The sequence below is a fragment of the Haloferula sargassicola genome, from assembly GCF_040362925.1.
Lineage (GTDB): Bacteria > Verrucomicrobiota > Verrucomicrobiia > Verrucomicrobiales > Akkermansiaceae > Haloferula > Haloferula sargassicola.
In genome coordinates this window covers 275518-282377 of record NZ_BAABRI010000003.1, presented here as the reverse complement: position 1 = coordinate 282377, position 6860 = coordinate 275518, and the positions used below count along the sequence as shown (strand labels likewise).

Here is a 6860-nt window from a genome sequence, read left to right as displayed (position 1 = left end):
CGCATGCACCCGCCAACCATGGCTCCCGCATACTTCCGCCAGTCGATCCAGCCAGACCCTCCGATCCGTATCATCCTCGAAAACGTCTTTCCCGCCCTCGCCGCGGGCCATCACATGATAAACGGCGTCAGCCGCCTCGTAGCGTAGGGGTCGAGCCATGGCTCTCTCCTATCAACCTGAACCGTGCTACGTCAATGCGCGTTTTCTCGGACCGACCCCTTTCACGTTTTCTAGGACCGGCCCCTTTCACGACCGGAACGCCTCCAGCACCCGCCCCGTCTCCAGCCACTCCGGGGCCTTGCGACGGCCGTACAGCGGGAAACTGCTCCACGCCCACGCCATCAACGTCCTTCCGGTCGATCCCCCAACCCACCCGGCGCGGACCGGATTGAGGTGGATGTAGTCCGCCACGATCCGGAAATACTCGCCCCTTCCCTCGCCATTCACGACCACCGCCTTGTAGCGCCCCTGGAACACGTGCCCGCGGCGCTTCCGACGACGGTTCCAGTCTTGGGAATAGACGCCCATCAACCATTTCATTCCCGCCACCAGATTCGCTTGCGGCGTCTCCAGCAGGACATGGAAGTGATTGCCCATCATCACGTAGGCGTGCACACGCCAACCATGCTTCCCGCACGCCTCCTCCAACCGCTCCAGCCAACCGAACCGATCCCGGTCGTCCTCAAAAACATCCCGTCCCCCGTCACCGCGTGCCATCACGTGGTAAACCGCTCCGGGAGCCTCGTATCGGGGAGCACGCGCCATCGGCGCCAACCATCAAATCCAAGTCCGATCGGGTCAATGCCATTATTCACGGACTGACCCCTCTCATTGTGTCACAGGGCATCCCAAACATCGCCGATATTCACGCCCGTATGATGATCATCCTTAAGGTTCCGCTGGGCGCTCTTGCGAACACGCATCAAGTCAATCTGAAGAGCTTCGCGAATTGGAGGAACTATCGTCGCTTCCTTCAAAAAGGGATAGATACCAACCTCGCGCTCTTCTTCCTTAAGGAGATATGCAACAAAGTCAGACGTCCGTTCAATTCTACTCTGCAACTTGGAGGCACGGTCGCCCGACAACGCCCAATCTCTCTCTGTTCTAGAACGCTCGCAAAATGAATTATAGACCGACTCATCACTAATTCCGGTATCCAGCGAAACCAAATCAAGATAGGCGAAGGTCTTGGTGATAAACTCCATCATGTAGATCCCAAATGACGTTATTCTCACCCTGTCCGCAAATATCACCTGCCTGTTGCCAGCCTGATCCTCATATTCAGCAGAGTATTCATCAAGCCTGTTATTTGCCTCAATCAATCCGTGCTGCAAATATATATCAATGCAAATCTCCGCGTCCTCGCGCATGCCGAATCTAGATTCGAAGTGATCGCACAATCCCACAACGTCGCGATATCCAGCTTTGTCAGGCGTAGTCTTCATTTCGAATTTAAGAAGCTCCAGCAATCGAAGACCGGTGAAATGGGAGCCTCGCCGCGTATTACGGCACTGAAAAATATTGGGAATCAAACTCTTCGATTCATTGTAATTGTAGCGCTCCGGTATCATCATAGGCTTGATGACCTGATGGGTGGCGACCGTCCATCGCTTGTTTCTCACAAGATCGTCCGTATGAGTATAACCAGATGTCGTGAACTGCCTGAAGAATTGGAGCGCTTGCCTCACGTTGTCGTGTGCGCATTGACTCAGAAAATCACTTAGCGCGTTTCGCTCAGTCTTAAATTGCTTGAGGCACTGCGCATAGAACTTGAAGACATCTTCTCGGGGCGCTTCCGAAGGGAGCATGTTAGCGACGCCCTTTTTCTGCTCAACCCAAAGCTCACTCAGCAAAAACTTAATTCGTTTCTCAAACACCATCCCCAAATCGGGGGAAGAGAGATGAAAACCGGCATTGTGATACGCATCCAGAACACCGTTCGTACGAGCTCGACAATACCGCTCCTCTCGCATCGAGATCAGCGCAATACAACCAAGCTCCTGAGCAATATTCTGCGCCACCAAAAAACAATGATCCTGAAGAGCCGGCGCCAATTGGTCAGTATTATCGAAAGCTATGACGACGCTTTTCTGGCGCTCGTTCCAGTATTCGACAAGCCTGGACACCACATAAGGGATATCCCCCTTCCACGCGCACAGCAACTTCGCCTTCTCGACTTCACGGTCCCGCCCTTCGAATACAGACAGCTGTTGCCGCTCCGCAATCGTTATTCGGTCACCGAAGAGCTTTTCCAGCCCCTCAAGTGATCCTTCAAGGATCTGATCTTGGTCCAGCGCTTTAACGAGGGTCTCCCAAGCAAAATCCTTAAGTCCCTGCTTATCCTGAGGTGCCCTCAAGTAGTCAACCAAGATGGGAAAAGCATACATCCGGAACTCTGGTGGCTGCTCGAAATAGAAGATCCGCTTCAGGAAGGTAGATTTACCAGCTCCTTTCCCACCGTAGAGAATCACCACATCACTCTGTTTCTGTGCGATCGACTCCGCTATCCTTGCAGTAAGAAACCCCCCGGACCGTGTGCGCTCCACTTCTTTTCCTCCATCTTGCTCAAAAAACGGAGTGATGTGATCGCGAATCTCATTTCTGATTTCTTCTTCGACAATCGGGCTGCCACTCGAGTAGACATAGCAGTTTTTCATGAGCCGAACATCGTTCGGTGAAATATCTTGAAAGTAGCGCCTGGCAAGCGGCTCCAAGTAACGCGCCAACTCATTCTTTGCAAGTGGACTATCGTAATGAGGTATGGCGTTCTTTGGGTAAAACAGATCCCGTTCCTTGTCGGACTGCTCTGCAAGTTCGGTTGCCAAACTCCGGTCCTTGAAAAGAGCCGCATATGAAAGGACTTTTTCTACATCAACGTAGGAATCAACTAGGCAATCGAGGGAAGGGATTACGATCGCTCGCCCATCCAGAAACTGACGACCCTTAGTGAAAGCCTTGAATACGATCAGTGCATGTCCATTCGAGATTGCAGCATACTCAGATCCTAGCTGAAGGCAGTAGCCCGCCACTTGCTGGACTGCCGCCTTGATCTCTGGCACCGAAATGAGAACTCTCAGCTTACATCGGTGGATCTTCTTTGCATCGCTTCGAATCTTTTGAGGCAAATCAAAGTCAGCTCCTTCCTTTTTGGCCTCGACGATCAGGATTGGTGAGTCTTCTGTATCAAGTAAAAGATAGTCTGCATATCCGTCGTTGGCATAATTCTCGACACGGACGCGATCCCGAGGCCAAGCGAGGACATCGTGGATCACCCGGTCGATGATTTGATGCCGCGTATCAGCCTCATTCCGATCGCGTGCGCTATACTCACTCAGAATCTTTTGGGCGGATTCGAATGTTTGCATCGTCTTAACAAGAATCCACGTTAATCCCTTTTCACCCCAGCCAGTTTAGAGTCAAGCACGAGTTCTATGTGTTGCTGCTTAGTTCGAATGTCTGGATTTATTGTTACTGGCACGCCTCGCAGGTGCCGCCGTTCAGCATCGCATCGAGGCTGCAGGCGTTCTTCTCGGCTTCGGTGAATTCCTTTTTCCCGCCGACGAGCCCGCGGGTCTCCTTCTTCACCGAGATGGTCGCCTTCTCGATGTTGGAGGCCTGGAGGGTGCGGAGGTAGTAGGTGGTTTTGAGGCCCTTGTCCCAGGCGCGGCGATACATGTGGGACAGGGTTTTCATGTCCGGCTGGGCGAGGAAGAGGTTCACGCTCTGGCTCTGGTCGATCCACTTCTGGCGACGCGCGGCGGCATCGATGATGTATTCGAAGCCGACGCCGAAGACGGTCTTGTGCTTGGCCTTGATGGCGTCCGGGATGTCGTCGATGGCGTCGAGCTCGCCGTCGAAGTACTTCAGCTGGTCGAGCATTTCCTGGTTCCACAGGCCCTCCTTCTTGAGGTCGTTGACGAGGGTGCCGTTGAGGACGATGAAATCGCCGCTCAGGTTGCTCTTCACGTAGAGGTTCTTGTAGTTCGGCTCGATGCACGGGGTGGTGCCCATGATGTTCGAGATCGTGGCGGTGGGGGCGATGGCGAGGACGTTGGAGTTGCGCATGCCGTGCTTGGCGATCTTTTCGCGGACGACGCTCCAGTCCATCTTGCCGCCGCGGGGGACGTCGAGGTCCTTGCCGCGCTCGTCCTCAAGGAGGTCGAGGGTGTCCTGCGGGAGCAGGCCGCGGCTCCACTTGGAACCCTGGTAGGAGGAGTAGGTGCCACGCTCGGCGGCGAGGTCGCTCGACGCGTTGTAGGCGTAGTAGGCGATGGCTTCCATGAACTCGTCGTTGAACTCGACCGCGGCATCCGAGGCGAAGGACAGGCCGCGCTTGTAGAGCGCGTTCTGCAGGCCCATGACGCCCATGCCGATCGGCCGGTGGCGCGAGTTGGCGGTTTTGGCCGCTTCGGTCGGGTAGAAGTTGATGTCGATGACGTTGTCGAGCGCGCGGATGGCGACGGTGATCGTCTCCTTGAGCATCTCGTGGTCGAGCGCGCCGCTGGGGGTCACGTGGGTGTCGAGGACGACCGAGCCGAGGTTGCAGACGGCGGTTTCCTCATCCGAGGTGTTGAGCGTGATCTCGGTGCAGAGGTTCGACGAATGGATGACGCCGGCGTGGTCCTGCGGGGAGCGGACGTTGCAGGGATCCTTGAAGGTGATCCACGGGTGGCCGGTCTCGAAGAGCATCTTGAGCATGCTTTTCCAGAGGTCGATGGCGGGCATCTGGCGGGACCAGATCTTGCCCTCGGCGGCCATTTTTTCGTACTCGGTGTAGCGTTGCTCGAAGGCCTTGCCGTAGAGGTCGTGGAGGTCGGGGCACTCGTTGGAGCGGAAGAGGGTCCAGTGTTCGCGGGCCTCCATGCGCTTCATGAACAGGTCGGGGATCCAGTTGGCCGTGTTCATGTCGTGGCAGCGGCGGCGGTCGTCACCGGTGTTCTTGCGCAGCTCGAGGAAGTCCTCGATGTCGTTGTGCCAGCTCTCGAGGTAGGCGCAGCCGGAGCCGCGGCGCTTGCCGCCCTGATTGACGGCGACGAGCTGGTCGTTGTGGAGTTTCAGGAAAGGAATGATGCCCTGCGATTCGCCGTTGGTGCCCTGGATGTAGGAGCCGGTGCCACGGACCGCGGTCCACGATCCGCCGAGGCCGCCGGCCCATTTCGAGAGGTAGGCGTTTTCCGCGATCCCGCGCTGCATGATGGACTCGATGGAGTCGTCGACCTTGTAGAGGTAGCAGGACGAGAGCTGGCTGTGGAGGGTGCCGGAGTTGAAGAGCGTCGGGGTGGACGAGCAGAAGCGGCGCCCCTTGTAGAGATTGTAGAGGCGGATGACCCAGCCTTCGGCATCGGTCTCCTCGCGCTTGAAGAGGCCCATGGCGACGCGCATCCAGAAGAACTGGGGCGTTTCGAGACGGCGCGGCCTGGCGCCGGTCTTGTCGACGATGAGGTAGCGGTCGTAGAGCGTCTGGATGCCGAGGTAGTCGAAGTCGAGGTCGGCGGTGGGATCGAAGGCTTCGGCGAGGCGGTCGAGGTTGTAGGTTTCGAGCAGCTCGGGGTGGAGGCGTTTGATGGCAACGCCGTGTTTCAGGTACTGCTTGAAGGCTCCCTGGTGGGCGGCCTTGAGGCCCTCGATGCCGTCCTTCTGGATGCTCCAGTCGAGGACTTCCTCGTAAATGTAGGAGAGCAGGATGCGGCCGGCGAACTTGGCGAAGTCGGCATCCTTTTCGATGAGCGACTTGGCGTTGAGGATGATGGTGGACTTGAGGTCCTTCTCCTTGATTTCGGCGCCGATGGAGCGGCGGAGTTCGCGCTCGATCTCGGCCTCGGGCATTTCCAGCTGGAGGCCGATGGAGGCGAACTGGATGCGCTTTTTCAGCTCGATGCCGTCCCAGAGGCGGGTGTCGCCATCGTCGGTGATGACGGTGATGAAGAGGTCCTGGGCGGACTCGTCGGGCGAGGCCTCGTCGTGGATGCGGACGCGGGCGCGCTCGTCGCGGTAGCGGATGTAGTGGGCGGCGGCCTTGAAGTGGCCCTGGCGCATGAGTTCCTCCTGGACGAGGTCCTGGACGTCCTCGATGTGGACGAAGGACTGGTCGCCCTTGCGGACGGCTTCGGTGACGGCGTGGGCGACGGACGCGGCGGGCTCGGGGTCCTCGTGGATGGTGAGGAAGGCTTTTCTGACGGCGATCTCGATCTTGGTCTCGGACCAAGGCACGACGTTGCCATTTCTGCGGATCAGGCGGACGGGCAGGGCGTGCGGCTGGGTGCCGACGGCGATGGAGCCGCCCTGCTCCATGGAGCGGCGGAAGGCGAGGGACTTGGCGACGTCGTAGGCGTCGTTCTCGAGGAGCGCCTTCTCGATGAGGAGGTAGAGGTCGCCTTCGGAAAGCCGGAGCCGGCCGCCCTCGTCGAGGGACTTGGTGAGCGAGTTGGCGACGGCGTGGGCGACGTCGGAGACGAACTTCCGGTTTTCCTCGGTGAAGATGGCGTCGTCCTTTTCCTTCCGCGCGATGAGGAGGTCGGTGAGCGAGTGGCCGATGGCGTCGGCGACGTCGTCGAGGGTGAAGTGGGATTCCTTGTTGCCGCGGAGGACGACGATGTCGGGGATGGGCTTGCGGCGGTCCTCGGTGAGGACGGCGCGCCAGTCGAAGCTTCGTTCCTGACCCGGTCCGGCGGCGGCGTTGGCGAATCGGTCGGTGATGACTTGCTTGAGCAAGAGGTCTTCGTCGAGGGTCAGGTTGGTGTACATGGTGGCGAGGCGGTGAGGTTTTGAAGAAAGTGGGTGAGGAGGCCGGCGGTTTCGCGCTGCGCGCGAGGGGAAAGGAAAAAGGAGAAAGGGTGTGGGCGGGGCGAAGTTGACTGCGG

Annotated in this window: 3 protein-coding genes; all 3 read right to left on the bottom strand. The window is 58.0% G+C overall.

The genetic code is table 11. The features are described from left to right. Nucleotides 1-246: 246 nt before the first annotated feature. The 3 genes from ABXH26_RS03910 to ABXH26_RS03900 all read right to left on the bottom strand — a co-directional run bounded on the left by ABXH26_RS03910 (nucleotide 247) and on the right by ABXH26_RS03900 (nucleotide 6744). Complete coding sequence (locus tag ABXH26_RS03910; RefSeq protein ID WP_353565729.1) at nucleotides 247-717, bottom strand: transposase; 471 nt, start codon at nucleotides 715-717, stop codon at nucleotides 247-249. Between the two features lie 119 nt (nucleotides 718-836). Continuing rightward, a complete protein-coding gene (locus tag ABXH26_RS03905; RefSeq protein WP_353565728.1) occupies nucleotides 837-3365 on the bottom strand; it encodes a hypothetical protein in 2529 nt (842 codons plus the stop codon). A gap of 103 nt (nucleotides 3366-3468) precedes the next feature. Further along, nucleotides 3469-6744 (bottom strand): ribonucleoside-diphosphate reductase subunit alpha, encoded by a 3276-nt coding sequence (locus tag ABXH26_RS03900; RefSeq protein ID WP_353565727.1) that lies wholly within the window; start codon nucleotides 6742-6744, stop codon nucleotides 3469-3471. Nucleotides 6745-6860 lie beyond the last annotated feature (116 nt).

Bases quoted from the DNA above. Each gene is read 5' to 3' on its own strand.
- ABXH26_RS03905 (WP_353565728.1), bottom strand. From the start codon at position 3,365: ATGCAAACATTCGAATCCGCCCAAAAGATTCTGAGTGAGTATAGCGCA.
- ABXH26_RS03910 (WP_353565729.1), bottom strand. From the start codon at position 717: ATGGCACGCGGTGACGGGGGACGGGATGTTTTTGAGGACGACCGGGAT.
- ABXH26_RS03900 (WP_353565727.1), bottom strand. From the start codon at position 6,744: ATGTACACCAACCTGACCCTCGACGAAGACCTCTTGCTCAAGCAAGTC.